The sequence below is a fragment of the Brucella sp. NBRC 14130 genome (genome assembly GCF_040371715.1).
Lineage (GTDB): Bacteria > Pseudomonadota > Alphaproteobacteria > Rhizobiales > Rhizobiaceae > Brucella > Brucella intermedia.
On sequence record NZ_BAABTE010000002.1, the window covers coordinates 298,786 to 315,391 of the forward strand.

A 16,606-nucleotide genomic window follows, 5' to 3' on the forward strand; every position below is an offset into this window, starting at 1 on the left:
ACGTTGACGAAAACGTAAATCAGGAAGGATTCAGCCCGCAAGATGCATTAATTTGGATTAGCGTTATGGAACTTTCGACACATATGCGGAAAATGGCTAAAACACCGATCATATCGTCGTTTCATTAGTAAAATTAGACCAAGCACATGGCAAAACATGCCTGAATCGGCCAATTTTCGGCCGCTTTTTCGCCTTGTTGCGAAAGCGCAACATTGCTCAAAAACAATCGAAACGCCAGTTCGATCACTCCCTCTGCCGCTTGAAACGCGCCGAAATGCGACTACCGCGCAACAAAACACCCGACAGCGGAGGCTGCCGGGCGTTTGATTCGACCGAAATCTGTTTTCTTACGTCAGGTCAATTCAGCCTGCATCACGGATGCGTGACTCGGCCGTTGCCACACGCTGCGCGGCTTCCTTCAGTTCCGCAAGCCGCTCGCGCTCCGCTTCAACGACTTCTTCACGCGCATTCGCAACGAATTTCTCGTTGGAGAGCTTTTTCTCGATGCGGTCCATTTCGGCGGCAATCTTGCCAGCTTCTTTGGCGAGGCGTGCGGCTTCCGCCTTCAGGTCGATCAGATTGCCAAGCGGGATGCAGATTGTCGCCTCACCCAGCAGCATCTGTGCCGAACCTTTTGGAGCCTGTGCCTCGAACGAAACATTCTCGACACGCGCAAGACGCTTGATCGCAGCATCGTGACGGGCAAAGCGGTCAATACTTGCCGCATTCGCATCCAGAACGACAACAGGAGCGATCGCCCCAGCTGGCACATTCATTTCCGCGCGAACCGAACGAATCCCGGTGACGAGATCAACCAGCCAGTTGATGTCAGCCGCTGCTTCCTCGTCCTCGAACGACAGTTCCGGCCAGGCTGCAAGCGCCAGCACCGTATCGCGCTTCTGCCCCTCGCCTGCGGTCAGGGTCCAGAGTTCCTCCGTCATGAAAGGCATGAACGGGTGCAGAAGCTTGTAGATCTGATCGAGGCAATAGGCTGCAGTAGCCTGGGCTTCAGCCTTCGCAGCTTCATCGTCGCCCATGAAGATTGGCTTCAGCAGTTCCAGATACCAATCGCAGAACTGGTTCCAGACAAAACGATAGGCGGCGCCCGCCGCTTCATTGAAGCGATAGTTGTCGATGCCCTCGGTCACGGCGCGCGTGGCCTTGGTCAGCTCCGTCAGTATCCAGCGATTGACGGCAAGGCTGGCGTTTTCCGGCTTGAAGCCGGCGTCGAGCTTCACGCCATTCATCTGCGCAAAGCGCGTCGCATTCCAGAGCTTGGTGCCGAAATTGCGATAGCCTGCAATACGAGCCGGATCGAGCTTAACGTCACGCCCCTGAGCGGCCATGATCGCAAGGGTGAACCGCAGCGCGTCGGCGCCGTATTCGTCCATCAACTCCAGCGGATCGATGACATTGCCCTTCGACTTCGACATCTTCGCGCCATGCTTGTCGCGAACCAGAGCGTGCAGATAAACCGTATGGAACGGGATTTCCTCCATGAAATGGAGACCCATCATCATCATGCGGGCAACCCAGAAGAACAGGATATCGAACCCGGTCACCAGAACGCTGGTTGGATAATAGGTTGCGAGTTCCGGCGTCTTGTCCGGCCAGCCGAGTGTGGAGAACGGCCACAGCGCAGACGAAAACCATGTGTCGAGAACGTCGGTATCACGCTCGAGCGCAACATCTTCGCCATAGTGGGCGCGCGCAGAGGCCTTTGCCTCTTCTTCGCTCTTTTCGACAAAGCATTTGCCGTCCGGGCCATACCAGGCCGGAATCTGGTGTCCCCACCAAAGCTGGCGCGAGACGCACCACGGCTGGATGTTTTCCATCCAGTCGAAATAGGTCTTTTCCCAGTTCTTAGGAACGATCTGCGTGGTGCCGTCGCGAACAGCCGCCATTGCAGGCTTGGCAAGTTCGGCAGCGTTCACATACCACTGGTCGGTCAGGTAGGGTTCGATCGGCACGCCACCGCGGTCACCGTGCGGAACGGCGTGCGTGTGGTCCTCGATCTTTTCCAGATAGCCGCGCTCGTCCATCAATTCGACGATGCGCTTGCGAACCGCAAAGCGATCCTGCCCATCCAGCTCGTTGATGAGCGCCTTCAGTTCGGGCGTCAGCTCAAGGCCTTCCAGGAAGTCATTGTTGCCCTTGAGCGTAACTGCGGCCTCGGGCGTCAGGATATTGATGGCGCGCAGATCGTTGCGCTTGCCGACCTCAAAATCGTTGAAGTCATGCGCAGGCGTAATCTTGACCGCGCCAGAACCGGCTTCCGGATCGGCATAATCGTCGGCAACGATCGGAATGTGGCGACCGACGAGCGGGAGCACCACGTCGTTTCCTACCAGAGCATGGTAACGCCCGTCCTTCGGGTTGACCGCGACACCGGTGTCGCCCAGCATGGTTTCCGGCCGCGTTGTCGCCACGACGATGTAAGTGTGCGGGTTTTCCGGGTCGAACGGAACGTTCTCAAGCGGATAACGGAAATGCCACAGATGGCCTTTCGTTTCGCGAGACTCGACCTCAATGTCGGAAATCGCCGTCAGCAGCTTCGGATCCCAGTTGACCAGGCGCTTGTCACGATAGATGAGGCCCTGCTTGTAAAGCGAGACGAAAACTTCCAGAACCGCGCGCGAAAGCCCTTCGTCCATGGTGAAGCGCTCGCGCGACCAGTCACACGAGGCACCAAGACGGCGCAGCTGGTTGGAAATCATGCCGCCAGATTCAGCCTTCCACTGCCAGATCCGTTCGATGAACTTCTCGCGGCCCATGGCATGACGGTTTGGTTCCTGCCGTTCAGCCAGCTGGCGCTCGACCACCATCTGGGTGGCAATGCCTGCGTGGTCCATGCCGGGCTGCCACAGCACATTCTTGCCGCGCATGCGTTCGAAGCGGACCATGATGTCCTGGATCGTGTTGTTGAGCGCGTGGCCCATATGCAGCGATCCGGTGACGTTCGGCGGCGGAATAACCACGGCAAACGGATCGGCTCCCGGCTTCGCGCCTGCACCCGCCTTGAATGCACCCGCTTCTTCCCAGCGTTCAGCAATTTTCGGCTCTATCGCCGCGGCGTCATAGGTCTTCTCAAGCATGGAATTATCCGGTCTTTATGCGCGATGAATGAATTGAAGGCTCAATAGCAACTAACAGCTGACAAATCACTTTAAAAGTGACAGCGCCGCCGTCGGTCATTCTAAAAGTGAAAACCCGCCTGCTGCACAGACGGGTCAGATTTCAACGGATCGGGCCGGTACGCTTATCGCTCGCCGCGTACCACGCGTTCGATCTCTTCCCGCACAAGCCGCTCAACGAGCGTCGGCAAATTGTTGTCGAGCCAGTCCTGCAGCATCGGGCGCAGCAGTTCCGAAGCAATATCATCGAACGAGCGGCGCGGTTCAGCCCTAACCGCATGATTCAAATCCTGAAACGCAGCAGCTACCTGACGTTCCGCGATCTGCGACAACATATGGGCAGAAGGCTGCGGCTTTGCAACGGCTTCTGTAACCGGGGCGGCAGCCTTGGGCTGGACAGGAACTTCCTGCTCGATTTCCGCATCGGATTCCGGTTCCAGCAAGGTATCGACCGCCTTTGCAATCTCCGCCTCAACCGAAAGGTCCATTTCTTCCAGCGAAATATCCGTTGCCGCGGGCTGTAGCGGATGTGCCAGAGGCTCCGGGTTGGAATGATCGTCATTCTCGGCGTTGAGAACAACTTCATCCTCATCCTCGGCCTCGATTGCCGGTTCGGGCGCTGGCGGCACCGGCTCGCTGATCGGGCCGCGCAATGTCGGTTCGTCCTGGAACACATTGCGCATCATTGCGGGCCTCTCCGGCTGCGCAACGGGTTGCTCGGTGACCGGACGACGAAACTCGGCAACCTCTCCACGAACCTGAGATGCCATCGGTGCGGGCTGGCGGGTGACATCGCTGTCTTCAATGATCCTGCGGATGGACGCGAGAATCTCTTCCATCGACGGTTCACGTGTTGCGCTGGATGTCTGTGCCATGGCTAATCCGCTTTCCTGTATTGCGACATTGTCTGCAAAAGACAGAGAATCAATGGATTAAGGGTAGCGGACGATCCCCCGTTTGAGAATCCCCACGCAGGAAACGTGCTCTCAAACTCACAGCTTTATGGATTTGTTAAGGATTTGCGATACCGCGAGAATCCCGAATCGACGGCAAAATAAAAGGCACCCGAAGGTGCCTTTCAATTCTCATTCCACACAAATGATCAGCGGCCGTCCGGTGTGCGCAGGCCGAACCACTTGTCCTTGACGGCGTTGTAGTGCTCTTCCGGCTTGTACTCGGCAACCTGCAGCCCCATCTGGCTGGCGGTCATGCGACCGGTCGCGTTCAGGAGCGCATAGCTGGCAACAATGACGTTACGCTCGGATTCGACCAGAGCGATCTGCGCCGTGATGAGATCGTTTTGCGCATTCAACACGTCGAGCGTGGTGCGCTGCCCCACCTTGCGTTCCTCGATGACGCCATCGAGAGCAAGCTGTGCGGCAGAAATACCGTCCCGATTTGCCTTGACCGACGCACGGGCAGCTTCAAGCTGCGACCAAGCTGAGCCTATCGCTTGCCGAACCTGATCGCGAACCACGTCGACTTCGATACGCGCCTGACCAAGCTGCTCCTTGGACTGGCGGACCTGTGCCGAAGTGCGGCCACCGGTATAGATCGGAATGCTCACACCAACACCGATGGAAGCCGAATTACCGTCGGTCTGCGAACCGCCCTCACCGGCATAAGTATCGAGGCGGCTGGCGCTTGCCGTAAGCCCGACGGAAGGAAGCAGAGCGCCTTCCTTAGCCTTTACATTATATCCGGCAGCGTTGACGGCGTACTGCGTCGCGAGGATGCCCGGATGGCCAGCAATCGCAATGGAGAATGCCTGATCCGGCGAGGCTGGCAGATTTTTGGCTGCCGCAGCCGTTGCAAGCTTGTCCGGCTGAACGCCGATCACCTGCACGTAGGTTGCTTCTGCCGACTTGACATCCGCACGCGCAGAATTGAGCGCAGCAACCGCATTCGAGCGGCTGGCGTCTGCCTGGGCAACGTCGGTGCGCGTACCCTCGCCCACGTCGAGGCGAGCGCGGGCTGCACGAACCTGTTCGTTCAGGGCTGCAAGGTTGCGTTCACGCAGGGCCGCGATCTGGCGAGCGCGATAGACATCCATATAGGCGGTCACCGCCTCATAGAGTCTGTTCTGCTCTTCATTGCGGAGGTTCTCGCGCTGGGCAAAGACCTGTGTCTCGGCGGCGGCGACATTGTTCTTGGTTTGAAATCCATCGAACAGCATCTGATTCAGCTCAATGCCGAATGTGCCTGTCGTACGATATCCTCGGCTTGAAGGGGTCTTGCCGCGCCCTACGTTATAAGAACCCGTAATCTGTGGGCGATAACCGGACTTGGCAATCGCCACGCCTTCATCCGTAACGCGGACGCCTGCGCGGGAGTAGTTCAGGTTAGCATTGTTCTTGTAGGCCTTGACGAGAGCGCCGGTCAACGTCTCCGAGAACGCCGCCTGCCCCGTTAAAATGGTGCCAGACAACAATGCTGCGGCCGCTACCAGTCCTTTGCACGTTTTGAACACCGGGTACCTCATTATAAGAACAAACGAATCCAACTATCGAACCGATTGGTTCGGGCAAATCCTAATAACCTCTAAATTCGGTTATTTCCATTGCCCCCGCCAGAGCTTGCACAAACAAATTCCACAGCGTTGCAGAATTGTATCATCCGCTAAAATTAAAACTCGAACTGCGGAATCCGTTCAAAGCCCGGTAGCGGACGAACCGCAGTGTTGAACACACCGCGTCCTGATGCAACACCATTTTCTTTAACGTAAATCCGCGCAACTCCGGCATTCCCGCGCCCTTCAACGGCAACGAGACGTCCGCCGTCCCTCAACTGGGCGAGAAGTGCGTCCGGGATGAAGTCGACGGCGCCCTCAATGACGATCACGTCATAAGGTGCTTCCGAAGGATAGCCTGCCTGCAGTTCGCCTGAAACGATCACAACATTGTCATAGCCCAATTCTGCGAGACGGGCAGTGGCGGCAGCCGACAATACGGAATCACTTTCGAGGCCGATGACCGAACCGGCCAGCTTGGAAAGGATGGCGGCGGAATATCCGGTGCCGCAGCCGACATCGAGAACGACGTCCGTGTTCTTGATGCTTGCGAGCTGCACCAGCTTGGCGAAAGGCGAAGGCTCCATCAGATAGCGAGGCTGCTTGCCTTCGCTTTCAAGAAGCTGGTCTTCGTCAATATAGGCAAGGACCTGACGTGCCGCCGGAACGAACGCCTCACGCGGGACGGTCAGGAAAGCATCGATCACTGCCAGATCGGTTACGTCCGTCGTGCGGATCTGGTTGTCGACCATCTTTGTGCGAAGATCCTGGAAATCGGCTGCCATAGCCCTAAACCCTTCCTTATCGCGAAGTGCGATGTTTCATGCCATTGGAGCGCCCTGCATCCTGCCGGAGCACCATAAACGAGATTTGCCGTTGATGTGGCAAAAATCGCGGGTCCAGTCAATGAAACACAGCATTTGCGGCATTTATGCTCACTGTTCCCCGATCACCGCGCCGGAGTTCACCGGGCGCGCCCGAGGTCACTCCATTTGAGTGCTACGGCGCGTCGGGACATGAAAATGCCGGAAAGCCCTTCGCTTCCCGGCATCTGTTCTCGACGTACAGCCTAGCCGGAACTGCATCATGCTTCCGGGGACGGCTCTATCTTCTGCAGCGCATTGAAACAAGCGCAGCCGAAATCACATTATTGAGCGTTTGCCGCTGGAAACCCGGCTGCAGCCAGGGCGGAGAGCACTCTGTCCTGGGGAACGTTGCCGCCGAACTCGACTTCCTTCTTTTCGAGGTCGATTTCGATGGGAGCCGTCGCATCAAGTCCGCGCAAGGCGGCTGTAACGCTATCGGCGCAACCGCCACATTTCATCTTGGGAATGGAAAACTTCATCAAATCAATCACTCCTTCTAGGGATGGCCATAAGATGGAGCTTCCCATCGTGGTAAGGTCAAGGGCCTTTTTGCCATTTCGAGTCAAGGCGCTTCGCAGGTCTCGGGCACGCTTTTTTCCAGTTCAAGCGGGGATTTGGTGAGCGAGCCCGTCATGATCTGCATCGGCTTGAAGGGCGGGTCCTCCTGCATGGCAGGATTTGTAAGGTGAATCGTATAGCAGCCTGTGAAGACTTCCTTCTTGCCATCCGCCGTTTCCGCTTCGATGGCCACCGGCTGGCTCCAGTAAATCTGCCCCGCCCCCGGGTCGGGATCGGTCTTTCGCAACGCCACCTTCACGCTCTTGGTGTTTTCATAACCTTTCAGGAAGGTCTTGAAGTCCGGTTCCCGCCCCTCTTCGGAATAATAGCCATAAGCCCGCGCATATTCCTTGCGGTTGATCGCATTGTAATAGGATTCGATGAGCGCCTGTGGAGTGGAACGATCGTCGCGATAATCCGGAACCGTCACGCCTCCCGCGGCGTCCTGCGTCTGTTCGGAAGGCTTGGTTTCCTGAACTGGCTCGGGAGCATTATCGTGCTTTTCCTGGACGTTTCTCGGCGTTTCTTCAGGCGCGCCCTTCGGCGGATTCTGCGCCAGGGCGCCTCCGGCTGCAAAGCCTGCTGCCCCTGCACCCAGAAGGCCGATCACGGCAGCGAGCATGAGAGGTTTCATCCGGTCATTCGACATACGCTTCTCCTCTTCCGAGCAATATTTTGCAGAGCGCTTCGGGACGCTCCCGATTTGGTGTATTGCAGTAATGATGTTACAACACTAACTATAGTGAAAACGTGGCAATCGCAGAGGAAACTCAGCCTGTTGCGACAAGACTGGACGATTCTCCGTCCATAAGCCAGCACGATACCGGAAGAGAGAAAATGGGCCGTTTCGCAGTCATGACGCTAACCGACAAAGCAGCTGATCGCGTACGCGAGATCATCGCATCGCGGGACGGCGCCCTGGGTATCCGGGTAGGCGTGAAAAAGGGCGGCTGCGCCGGGATGGAATATACCATCGATCTCGTTACCGAAGCCAAGGCTGGCGACGATGTCATCGAAAAGGATGGTGCGAGGGTTTACATCGCACCGGAGGCCGTTCTTTTCCTGCTCGGCACCCAGATGGACTTCGAGGTGACGACCCTGCGCACGGGTTTTGTCTTCAACAATCCGAACCAGACCTCGGCTTGCGGATGCGGTGAGTCTGTTGAAATCAAAGCCGCCTCTCCGGAAAGCCTGCGCCAGATGCAGGGCGCAGCCTGACGCCAGACAAAGGTCCGCCTGCCGATGGATGACGAAGTTCTCCGCGATCTGTTGCAGGACTTTGGTCCCGTCACCATCCGCCGCATGTTCGGCGGCAAGGGCATCTATCATCAGGGCATGATTTTTGCGCTCGTTGTTCGCGACGAGCTGCTCTTCAAGGCTGACGAAGCAACCATTCCTCAATTTATTGACGCTGGCGCGGCCCAATGGACCTATGAAGGACGCAAAGGCGGCGAACCTGTCGCCATGCCCTACTGGAGCGTGCCAAGTGAAGCTTTCGATGATCCGGAAGTGATGACGCGCTGGGCCCGCCTCGCCTATGACGCGGCCTTGCGAAGCGAAAAAACCAAGCCCAAAAAGAAATCGGCTGCAAAGCGCTCGCTTGCAGCCGATTGAACATTCTCAGTTTTCTCCCATCAGATTCCGGTCGGAATCAGCATGAAGGCCGGGATATCGTTGCCGAAGCCAACAGGCGACGGGCCGTCATCGTCACGATCACGACGGCGCTTCTGTTCGTGCTGCGGCTTGCCGCGGCGCTCGTCATTGGAAGCGCGGATCGCATCGCGGCGGTCACTGGTTTCAATGACCGGCTGGGGCTGCTCGGCAGGATCAACGATTTCCGCAGGCTTGGCCTTCGCCTTGTCCTTCGGCTTTTCCTTGCCCTTGGCGTCCTTGCCTTTGCCGCGCGCATTCTTGCCCTTGCGCTGATCGTCCGCCTCGTCGGAGGCCGGCAGGGTGGACAGATCACCGTCCAGCCATTCGATCTTTTCACCGATCATGTCTTCGATAGCAGCCAGATATTTCGTATCCGAAGGCGTCACGATGGTGAAGGCCTTGCCGGAACGGCCCGCGCGACCAGTACGGCCGATGCGGTGAACATAGTCTTCCGAATGGATCGGAATATCAAAATTGAAAACGTGGCTCACATCAGGAATATCGAGACCACGGGCAGCCACGTCGGACGCGACCAGCAACTGCAGTTTGCCGTCCTTGAAATTGGACAGCATGGTCATGCGTGCGCGCTGATCCATGTCCCCATGCAGGGCTCCGGCGTTGAATTCATGCCGCGTCAGCGAGCGGAACAACTCCGATACGTCCTTCTTGCGGTTGCAGAAGATAATTGCGTTCTTGAGCGTATCGCCTTCGGCGCGGATGAGATCGCGCAGCACCGCGCGCTTGTCCCAATCCTTCTTGGTGGATTTCACCAGGCGCTGGGTGACGGTCTTGGCCGTCGATGAGGCCTTTGCGACCTCGACGCGCGTGGGAGAATGCAGGAACTGTTCGGTCAGCTTGGTGATTTCCGGCGGCATGGTGGCCGAGAAGAAAAGCGTCTGACGCGTGAACGGGATGAGCTTGCAGATGCGCTCGATGTCTGGAATGAAGCCCATGTCGAGCATGCGGTCGGCTTCATCGATGACGAGAATTTCGACACCGGTCAGGAGCAGCTTGCCGCGCTCGAAATGGTCGAGCAAGCGGCCAGGCGTCGCGATGAGGACGTCCGCACCGCGCTCCAGCTTGCGTTCCTGGTCATCGAATGAAACGCCACCAATCAGAAGAGCCACATTCAGCCGCTGATTGATGCCGTATTTGGCGAAGTTTTCCTCGACCTGCGCGGCGAGTTCACGGGTCGGCTCCAGAATGAGCGTGCGAGGCATGCGCGCCCGCGCCCGGCCCTTTTCCAGAAGCGTCAGCATGGGAAGCACGAAAGAGGCCGTCTTTCCGGTTCCCGTCTGCGCGATGCCCAGAACATCCTTGCGTTCAAGGGCTGGAGGAATGGCTCCGGCCTGGATGGGCGTGGGCGCAGTATATCCTGCCGCTTCAACAGCGGCGAGCACTTTCGGGGAAAGACCGAGTTCGGCAAATGTCGTCAATGGAGGCGCAGCTCTCTGGTTTGGAAATGGTTTCCACCCATCCTGTCATTGCAGCCGCGTCATCGGGCGCAGGAACCAAGGCAGAATAAGGCGTCTGCAACGCAATATGCGTTTTCTTGCAGCATCGCCTACGTCTACAGCGTGCAAAAGTCAACTAAAATACCATCGAAAGATATCAAATTGCTTCAATCATGCTGCAACAATCGAAATCAACGTCGAACATGAACAAATTTATTCAAATTATCAAAAGCTAAAAAGCAATCGGCACTGCTCAGGTCGCGCGCCCTTTTCCTGCCAGAGCTAATGCCTGAACTGTTCCGTCAGGATGCGTTCATCCCATGAATGATTGCGATCGAAAAGAATGGCGACCTGGCTGTTCGGCGCTTCCCGCACCGTGACGGAACGAACCGATTTGACTTCATTATTGTCCGCGACTGCGTTGACGGGACGCTTTTCGGTTTCCAGCAGATCCATACGAACGGTCACATGCTTGGGCAACAGCGCCCCACCCCACCGACGCGGGCGAAACGGGCTTACCGGGGTCAACGCCAGAAGCGGCGCCTCAAGCGGCAGGATCGGCCCTTGCGCCGAGAGATTGTAGGCGGTGGAGCCTGCTGGCGTCGCGACCATCACACCATCACAAACAAGTTCATCGAGCCGCACCTTGCCATCGATCGTTATCCTGATCTTGGCGGCCTGATAGGACTGGCGGAACAGGGAAACTTCGTTGATCGCCAATGCTTCGAACGATTGTCCGGATTCCGTTTCTGCGACCATGACGAGCGGGCGAATGGTTTCCATCTGAGCGGCCAAAATACGGGCTGGCAGGTCGTCCACGCTAAACTCGTTCATGAGAAAGCCAACCGACCCGCGATTCATGCCATAGATCGGCGTGCCGCTGCTCATGAAGTCGCGCAAGGCTTGCAACATGGTTCCATCACCGCCAAGCGCGACAATGATGTCGGCATCTTCCGCCGCTACATGGCCGTAGCGAGCCACCAGATCCTTTTGTGCGAGCAGTGATTCTTCGGTTCCTGATGACAGAAAATGCAGCGCGAGCGATTTATCTTCCATGTTTACAGTCCCGAATCCGGCCCAACTCTGACAAGTTTGCCACTGTTTTCCCAACCCGCTATTGGCTATCACATGAAAAACCCGGTTGCCATGACCTGCTTGCGACGAATTTTCGTTTTACAGTCGCTGCATTTGTGCTAATCGGGCGCAAGTGCCCTTATAGCTCAGTTGGTAGAGCACCTGATTTGTAATCAGGGGGTCGGGAGTTCGAGTCTCTCTGGGGGCACCAACATATCCTCATAATCGGAGGATTGTGCTTTTGTTACAATGACATAAGCTGGCAATAACACCTCCCACCTAGATCCTCATCGTTATTATTACAGCGCTGCGCAAGGCGGATTGTTCATTGTGGAACATTCTCCACAACTGGCCACATTTTTGATTTCTGGATTCGAGTGCGCCTCCGCTTCGAGCTTGATTACTGCCGGTTACACAGGGTCTCGGTGCAGGATTCCCCCGCAATTTCGCTTACTTAATTCTGCCTAACTTTAACCATAGTAATACTGAATATTTCTTTATTATATTTCCATACCTCAAATTATTTAGATATATCTATAATAGAGATTTATAAATGGAAAAAGTTAGTATTATTATTGCGACTATTACGCGCAATAGACCAAGAATGCTTGCAAATCTTTATTTGTCTTTATGCGATTTGGACTTTCCGGATTCTTTAAGAATCGAATTTCTGGTTGTCGAGAATCATACGGCCAACACCTTGGATGGCTGGCTTGCCGAAATGAGGCCGAAAATTTACCCATACCCGGTGCTTTATTTGCTCGAAACACGCATCGGCATTTCGTCTGCACGTAATCGCGCCCTTGATTTTGCTGAACAGGCGGGAGCGGACTTTCTTGTTTTTGTAGACGATGACGAGACTGTCGCAACCGATTGGCTGAAGCAACTGCTGGCCGAGCAGCAGCGCATGAATCTCGATATCCTTGGCTCGCCGGTACGGCCAAGGCCGTTCAATCCGCAACTGAATATCTGGCAAAACCTGATCTGGTCCGGCGTTGAGAAGAACAGCGTCAAAGCTGAACTGCGTGCGCGTCAGAAGTGGCAGGAAAACAAGGCCGACGCCATCAAGGTTGCAACCGGCAGCTGGATGGGAAGGCTCGACTTCTTTCGAAGAACGGGGTTACGGTTTGATTCGCAATTGGGTCTGACGGGTGGAGAAGACTGGAACCTGTGGCTTAAAGCCAAAAAACTCGGCGCCAGGACCGGCTGGGCGCCCGACGCGATTGTCTATGAAACCGTCCCTTGTTGCAGAATAAGCTTTTCTTACCATTTCCGTAGGAACCGGGATCATAATGCGAGTGAATTCGCGCTCCAATACAGAGTGAACCGCTGGCGGGCAATAAAGCAGTTCCCAGTCAGGTTTCTTAGCCGATTATGGAAACTGCTGAGCGCAACCTTTACCCTGCCCTTCAAGGGGGGACAGGGACTGGTTTCATTCGCTACGGCATTGGGAGGCGTTGCCGGGCTGCTTCAGGCATGCTGGGGCAAGCAATCCCTGCATTACTCGAAGACAACCGGATTTTGAAAGCGTTCCTCCCGGGGCCGGCTCTCGACTTCGGGAGGAGCAGAGACTGATTTCAGTACCAGCCGACGGCTACCTGTGCCTCTTCGGACATACGGTCCGCGGTCCATGGCGGATCGAACGTCATGGTGACTTCCACCATTGACACACCTTCGACCGCGCCGACGGCATTCTCGACCCAGCCGGGCATCTCGCCCGCCACCGGGCAGCCGGGAGCCGTCAGCGTCATCTCGATTTTCACGGTGCGATCATCTTCGATGTCGATCTTGTAGACGAGGCCCAGCTCGTAGATATCGGCTGGAATCTCCGGATCATAGACCGTTTTCAAGGCCGCAATGATGTCATCCGTCATGCGCAGGAGTTCTTCCTGCGGGATGGCGGAGGCAGAAAAGACGGTTCGATCCTCAGTTTTCTGTTCCATGTCGGTCATCCGAAAAACTTCCTTGCCTTTTCCAAGGCTTCCGCCAATGCATCCACTTCAGCGCGGGTATTGTACAGGGCGAAGGATGCACGGCATGTAGATGTAACGCCGAAGCGTTTCAAGAGCGGCTGCGCGCAATGCGTTCCTGCACGCACCGCAACCCCTGCCCGATCAATCACCATCGACACGTCATGCGCGTGAATTCCTTCAAGCGCAAATGAGATGATGGCTCCCTTGCCCGGCGCATTGCCAAAAATGCGCAAGCTGTTGATGCGTCCAAGCTGTTCGTGGGCGTAATCACGCAAGTCCTCTTCGTGAGCGAGGATCGCGTGACGGCCGATCTTTTCCATATATTCAAGTGCTGCGCCAAGACCGATAGCCTGAACAATCGGAGGCGTGCCTGCCTCGAAACGGTGCGGCGGATGATTATAGGTGACGTATTCTTCCGTCACCTCTTCGATCATTTCACCGCCGCCCTGGAAAGGACGCATCTTCTCGAGCATTTCCGACCGGCCATAGAGCACACCAATGCCGGATGGGCCGTAAACCTTATGGCCGGTAAAGACATACCAATCGCAGCCGAGATCCTGCACATCGACAGGAAGGTGCACAGCGCCCTGGCTTCCATCGACCAGAACGGGAATACCGCGCGCATGGGCAAGTTCAACGATCTTCTTGATCGGCGTCACCGTTCCAAGCGCATTCGACATATGCGTGATCGCAACGAGCTTGGTGCGTTCCGTCAGGCGCTTCTCGAATTCTGCGATGTGGAAGGTGCCTTCGTCGTCCACCGGTGCGAACACGAGCTTCGCACCCTGTCTTTCGCGAATGAAATGCCACGGAACGATGTTGGAGTGATGCTCCATGATCGACAGCAGGATTTCATCCCCCTCGCCGATATTCGGCATGCCATAGCCGTAGGCGACCGTGTTGATCGCCTCGGTCGCATTTTTTGTGAAGACGATTTCGTCAACCGAACCGGCGTTCAGGAAACGGCGTACCGTCTCACGCGATTTTTCATAGGCATCGGTTGCCGCATTCGACAAAAAATGCAGCCCGCGATGAACATTGGCATATTCGTTGGAATAAGCGTGAGCAACCGCGTCGATGACGCTCTGCGGCTTCTGCGCCGATGCGCCATTGTCGAGATAGACGAGCGGCTTGCCGTGCACTTCGCGCGAAAGGATCGGAAAATCCCGGCGGATCGCTTCGACGTCATAGCGCGCTAAAAGCGGATTCTTATGGTCCATGATCGTTCCTCTTGCCGTTTCGGCAGGAAAAGGCGGAGCGCATATTCACACGCTCCGCCTCAATCAATCAGGCATGGCTGGCGAGCCAGTTGGACAGCACTTCTTCCAGTGCTTCAACCAGCGTTTCGTCTTCCAGCTCTTCGATAATCTCGGCGATGAAAGCCTTGATCAGCAGGCCACGAGCCTCGTTTTCCGGAATGCCTCGGGCCATCAGGTAAAACAGATAGTCCTTCGACAATTCGGTAACCGTCGCACCATGGCCGCAGGCCACGTCATCGGCAAAGATTTCGAGTTCCGGCTTGGCATCGAACTCGCCTTCATCCGACAGCAGCAGCGTGTTGCAGGCCATGCGGGCGTCGGTCTTCTGAGCGATCTGCGCAACGCGGATCATCCCCTGGAAGACGCCGCGCGCGCGGTCCTTGACCACATTGCGGACGATCTCGGTCGAACGGGTGTTCTCCACAAGATGGCCGACCGTCATGGTCACGTCGGTATGGCTGTCGTCAGCCAGCAGGTTGAGGCCGCGCAGTTCGAAGTCGGAATCTTCTCCGGCCACGTTGACGTGCACTTCCTGACGCACGAGCTTGCCGCCCGCATTGATGATGTAAAGCGTCAGGCGGGAACCCTTGCCCATGGTCGCATTGAACTGCGAGAGCTGCGTTGCCTGGCCGAAATCTCGCAGGATAACCCAGAGAATTTCGGCGCCATCGCCAACGGTTACATGGTTGACAGAAGTGGAGAAGGCATCGCCCTCGCCGCCATTCTGGCGTTCCACGATCGTGGCCTTGACATTGGCACCAATGCGAACCGGGAAACGTGTGTGTCCCTGTCCGGCCTTCTGGATATTCTGGAGTTCCAGCGGAGCTTCCAGTTCGGTGCCATCTGCAACCGAAACCATCCAGCCATCGCTGACATAGGCAGCGTTGATCTGGCCAATCGTATCGTCGAAGCCCCGTGACCGGAGCTGGGTGACGAGCGAGCCGTCAGCCAGCGCTTCGCGGACCGGCGTCAGCGACACGCCTTGGGGTGCATTCGCAGCAAGAGCAACGCCGTTGCTCGCAGCGACAATCGACGAACCGGCGATCAGCGCGGGCAATGCCTGCGTTCCCGCGGAGGTATCGAAGGGCGCCACGCCTTTCAGAAGCGTACGGAAATCCGTGTAGTGCCAGCTTTCAACGCGACGGGACGGAATGCCGTTTTCCTTGAGCGATTCAAGGGCCGCATCACGTGCAACGACAACGTCGCCATTGCCCGGCAGGTCGCCCATGCGGTCGGCAAAGCTGTCGATCAGCGCAGTTTCAGCCGGCGTTCGCGGCTTGGCAGCCGGGGCGGTCTGGATATTCATGATCCATCCCTCCTCAGGCAGCTTCGCCGATTACGTCGGCATAACCATTTTCTTCAAGATGCAACGCAAGGCTCTTGTCACCGGACTTGATGACCTGGCCCTTGTACAGAACGTGCACGCTGTCCGGAATGATATGCTCGAGCAGACGCTGATAGTGCGTAATGACGACCACGGCGCGATCTGGCGAACGCAGCGCGTTCACGCCTTCCGAAACGATCTTCAGCGCATCGATGTCGAGACCGGAATCGGTTTCGTCGAGGACGCAAAGGCTTGGCTCCAGAAGCTGCATCTGCAGAATTTCAGCGCGCTTCTTTTCACCGCCCGAGAAGCCAACGTTGAGCGGACGCTTGAGCATGTTCATGTCGATGTTGAGGCCGCCAGCGGCGTCCTTCACGCGCTTGATGAATTCAGGAATCTTCAGTTCCGGCTCGCCACGCGCCTTGCGCTGGCTGTTCATCGCAACCTTCAGGAATTCCATCGTGGCAACGCCCGGAATTTCCATCGGGTACTGGAAAGCCAGGAAGATGCCCTTGGCGGCGCGTTCGGCCGGGTCGAGTTCGAGGATCGACTCGCCGTTATAGAGAATGTCGCCTTCCGTCACTTCATAGTCCTCGCGACCCGCGAGGATATAGGAAAGCGTGGACTTGCCCGAACCGTTCGGACCCATGATCGCAGCAACTTCACCCTTGTTCACGGTGAGGTTCAGGCCACGGATGATCTCTGTATCCGTGTCGGCGATCTTTGCATGGAGGTTCTTGATCTCAAGCATGAATGTAAACCTTGTTCTAATGCCAGGAAAAGGCTGGCCAGAAAATCTGAT

15 protein-coding genes and 1 tRNA gene are annotated in these 16,606 nt (G+C 56.5%); 4 read left to right on the forward strand and 12 right to left on the reverse strand.

Translation table 11 applies throughout. The features are described 5' to 3' along the window. Positions 1 to 362: 362 nt before the first annotated feature. The 6 genes from ABWW28_RS04930 to ABWW28_RS04955 form a co-directional block, all read right to left on the reverse strand. Positions 363 to 3,095, reverse strand: coding sequence for a valine--tRNA ligase (locus ABWW28_RS04930; protein ID WP_006472155.1), 2,733 nt, complete (start codon positions 3,093 to 3,095; stop codon positions 363 to 365). Between the two features lie 164 nt (positions 3,096 to 3,259). Next, the gene (locus ABWW28_RS04935) at positions 3,260 to 4,009 is read right to left on the reverse strand and encodes a PopZ family protein (RefSeq protein WP_006472154.1); all 750 of its coding nucleotides are present in this window, start codon (positions 4,007 to 4,009) and stop codon (positions 3,260 to 3,262) included. Between the two features lie 227 nt (positions 4,010 to 4,236). Continuing rightward, on the reverse strand, positions 4,237 to 5,616 hold the full coding sequence (locus tag ABWW28_RS04940; protein ID WP_006472153.1) for a TolC family outer membrane protein: 1,380 nt from the start codon (positions 5,614 to 5,616) through the stop codon (positions 4,237 to 4,239). Positions 5,617 to 5,759: 143 nt separating this feature from the next. Beyond that, on the reverse strand, positions 5,760 to 6,428 hold the full coding sequence (locus tag ABWW28_RS04945; RefSeq protein WP_006466725.1) for a protein-L-isoaspartate O-methyltransferase family protein: 669 nt from the start codon (positions 6,426 to 6,428) through the stop codon (positions 5,760 to 5,762). A 362-nt stretch (positions 6,429 to 6,790) separates the two neighbouring features. Next, positions 6,791 to 6,991: a heavy-metal-associated domain-containing protein gene (locus tag ABWW28_RS04950; RefSeq protein WP_006472152.1), complete on the reverse strand. Its 201-nt coding sequence runs from the start codon at positions 6,989 to 6,991 to the stop codon at positions 6,791 to 6,793. 80 nt (positions 6,992 to 7,071) lie between these two features. Next, positions 7,072 to 7,716: a hypothetical protein gene (locus tag ABWW28_RS04955; RefSeq protein ID WP_006472151.1), complete on the reverse strand. Its 645-nt coding sequence runs from the start codon at positions 7,714 to 7,716 to the stop codon at positions 7,072 to 7,074. Positions 7,717 to 7,904: 188 nt separating this feature from the next. On the opposite strand from ABWW28_RS04955, the gene sufA reads away from it, so the two are divergent. Both sufA and ABWW28_RS04965 read left to right on the forward strand, forming a co-directional pair. Then, positions 7,905 to 8,285: a Fe-S cluster assembly scaffold SufA gene (gene sufA, locus ABWW28_RS04960; protein ID WP_006472150.1), complete on the forward strand. Its 381-nt coding sequence runs from the start codon at positions 7,905 to 7,907 to the stop codon at positions 8,283 to 8,285. Between the two features lie 24 nt (positions 8,286 to 8,309). Beyond that, a complete protein-coding gene (locus ABWW28_RS04965) occupies positions 8,310 to 8,681 on the forward strand; it encodes a TfoX/Sxy family protein (RefSeq protein ID WP_006472149.1) in 372 nt (123 codons plus the stop codon). Between the two features lie 20 nt (positions 8,682 to 8,701). Here the strand turns inward: ABWW28_RS04965 and ABWW28_RS04970 are convergent, their stop codons facing one another. Both ABWW28_RS04970 and ABWW28_RS04975 read right to left on the reverse strand, forming a co-directional pair. Then, positions 8,702 to 10,156 (reverse strand): DEAD/DEAH box helicase, encoded by a 1,455-nt coding sequence (locus ABWW28_RS04970; RefSeq protein ID WP_006472148.1) that lies wholly within the window; start codon positions 10,154 to 10,156, stop codon positions 8,702 to 8,704. A 300-nt stretch (positions 10,157 to 10,456) separates the two neighbouring features. Next, positions 10,457 to 11,230: an NAD kinase gene (locus tag ABWW28_RS04975; RefSeq protein WP_021585095.1), complete on the reverse strand. Its 774-nt coding sequence runs from the start codon at positions 11,228 to 11,230 to the stop codon at positions 10,457 to 10,459. A gap of 153 nt (positions 11,231 to 11,383) precedes the next feature. Here ABWW28_RS04975 and ABWW28_RS04980 point away from each other — a divergent pair. Beyond that, positions 11,384 to 11,459, forward strand: a tRNA-Thr gene (locus ABWW28_RS04980). A 342-nt stretch (positions 11,460 to 11,801) separates the two neighbouring features. Next, a complete protein-coding gene (locus ABWW28_RS04985; RefSeq protein ID WP_006472146.1) occupies positions 11,802 to 12,773 on the forward strand; it encodes a glycosyltransferase family 2 protein in 972 nt (323 codons plus the stop codon). Between the two features lie 52 nt (positions 12,774 to 12,825). Here ABWW28_RS04985 and ABWW28_RS04990 read toward each other — a convergent pair whose 3' ends face one another. From ABWW28_RS04990 to sufC, 4 genes are all read right to left on the reverse strand, one after another. Further along, positions 12,826 to 13,200, reverse strand: a complete 375-nt coding sequence (locus tag ABWW28_RS04990; protein WP_006472145.1) for an SUF system Fe-S cluster assembly protein — start codon at positions 13,198 to 13,200, stop codon at positions 12,826 to 12,828. Next, entirely contained in the window at positions 13,197 to 14,441 is a 1,245-nt protein-coding gene (locus ABWW28_RS04995; protein WP_021585093.1) for a cysteine desulfurase, read from the reverse strand. The genes ABWW28_RS04990 and ABWW28_RS04995 overlap by 4 nt, the downstream gene beginning before the upstream one ends. A gap of 67 nt (positions 14,442 to 14,508) precedes the next feature. Next, positions 14,509 to 15,786: a Fe-S cluster assembly protein SufD gene (gene sufD, locus ABWW28_RS05000; protein ID WP_021585092.1), complete on the reverse strand. Its 1,278-nt coding sequence runs from the start codon at positions 15,784 to 15,786 to the stop codon at positions 14,509 to 14,511. Between the two features lie 13 nt (positions 15,787 to 15,799). Further along, the gene (gene sufC, locus ABWW28_RS05005; protein ID WP_021585091.1) at positions 15,800 to 16,555 is read right to left on the reverse strand and encodes a Fe-S cluster assembly ATPase SufC; all 756 of its coding nucleotides are present in this window, start codon (positions 16,553 to 16,555) and stop codon (positions 15,800 to 15,802) included. Positions 16,556 to 16,606 lie beyond the last annotated feature (51 nt).

Bases quoted from the DNA above. Each gene is read 5' to 3' on its own strand.
- sufD (WP_021585092.1), bottom strand. From the start codon at position 15,786: ATGAATATCCAGACCGCCCCGGCTGCCAAGCCGCGAACGCCGGCTGAA.
- sufA (WP_006472150.1), top strand. From the start codon at position 7,905: ATGGGCCGTTTCGCAGTCATGACGCTAACCGACAAAGCAGCTGATCGC.
- ABWW28_RS04965 (WP_006472149.1), top strand. From the start codon at position 8,310: ATGGATGACGAAGTTCTCCGCGATCTGTTGCAGGACTTTGGTCCCGTC.
- ABWW28_RS04940 (WP_006472153.1), bottom strand. From the start codon at position 5,616: ATGAGGTACCCGGTGTTCAAAACGTGCAAAGGACTGGTAGCGGCCGCA.
- ABWW28_RS04930 (WP_006472155.1), bottom strand. From the start codon at position 3,095: ATGCTTGAGAAGACCTATGACGCCGCGGCGATAGAGCCGAAAATTGCT.
- sufC (WP_021585091.1), bottom strand. From the start codon at position 16,555: ATGCTTGAGATCAAGAACCTCCATGCAAAGATCGCCGACACGGATACA.
- ABWW28_RS04975 (WP_021585095.1), bottom strand. From the start codon at position 11,230: ATGGAAGATAAATCGCTCGCGCTGCATTTTCTGTCATCAGGAACCGAA.
- ABWW28_RS04995 (WP_021585093.1), bottom strand. From the start codon at position 14,441: ATGGACCATAAGAATCCGCTTTTAGCGCGCTATGACGTCGAAGCGATC.
- ABWW28_RS04985 (WP_006472146.1), top strand. From the start codon at position 11,802: ATGGAAAAAGTTAGTATTATTATTGCGACTATTACGCGCAATAGACCA.
- ABWW28_RS04935 (WP_006472154.1), bottom strand. From the start codon at position 4,009: ATGGCACAGACATCCAGCGCAACACGTGAACCGTCGATGGAAGAGATT.
- ABWW28_RS04955 (WP_006472151.1), bottom strand. From the start codon at position 7,716: ATGTCGAATGACCGGATGAAACCTCTCATGCTCGCTGCCGTGATCGGC.
- ABWW28_RS04945 (WP_006466725.1), bottom strand. From the start codon at position 6,428: ATGGCAGCCGATTTCCAGGATCTTCGCACAAAGATGGTCGACAACCAG.
- ABWW28_RS04990 (WP_006472145.1), bottom strand. From the start codon at position 13,200: ATGACCGACATGGAACAGAAAACTGAGGATCGAACCGTCTTTTCTGCC.